The following is a 670-nucleotide window of genomic DNA, read 5'->3' on the forward strand; positions in this document are numbered from 1 at the left end:
GCGCCCTTCATTCTGGGTGACGAACAGGATCACCTGCCGTGCCAGAGCGTCCGGCATCTCGATGCGGTTCATGATGCTGCGCATCGCCGCATCGTGACGTTTGAGATAGGCGATCTCGCGGGGGAGATCCTCCTCGATGGTCTTTCGCACGCAGTCATAGAGGAACTCGGCCTCCGCCGTGCAGTCGTAGAAGCGGTAGAGATCGGCCGTGTCGTTCAGCACCTCGACATTGCCGGTGGGCGTTGCACGCCAGGCGATGTGCTCCATCAGCGGTGCTGAGTGGCCCTGCAGAACCGCTCGGTAATCGTCGATGCGGTCGAGCATCACGGACGAGACCGGGAAGACCATCCCGGGTGGGGTGTACTTCCGCTCGGCGAGAACGTGATGGATCAGGCAGCGGTGCAGGCGGCCATTCCCGTCTGCCAGCGGGTGGATATAGACGAAGCCGAAGGCGATGATGGCGGCCTGCAGGACGGGATCGACCTCTTCGGTATCCGTCAGCCGCAGCCGGTTGTTGCAGTTGTTCAGCGCTGTCATGAGGTCGGGAACATCCTCAGGTCGCGCGCCGATGAACTCGGGCAAGGGGTCGTTGCTGTGGTCCCGTTCGCCAAGAAAGACTCCATCGTCGCGATAGCCGATCGGGGTCAACCGATCGTCGCCGATCAGAATG

1 protein-coding gene is annotated in these 670 nt (G+C 62.2%); it reads right to left on the bottom strand.

The window, feature by feature from the left end; all coding sequences use genetic code 11:
- On the bottom strand, positions 1-648 hold a 648-nt coding region (locus C5F48_RS24355), incomplete at its 3' end, for a Fic family protein (RefSeq protein WP_258186603.1).
- Positions 649-670: the final 22 nt, after the last annotated feature.

It is taken from the genome of Cereibacter changlensis JA139 (genome assembly GCF_003034985.1).
Taxonomy (GTDB): Bacteria; Pseudomonadota; Alphaproteobacteria; order Rhodobacterales; family Rhodobacteraceae; genus Cereibacter; species Cereibacter changlensis.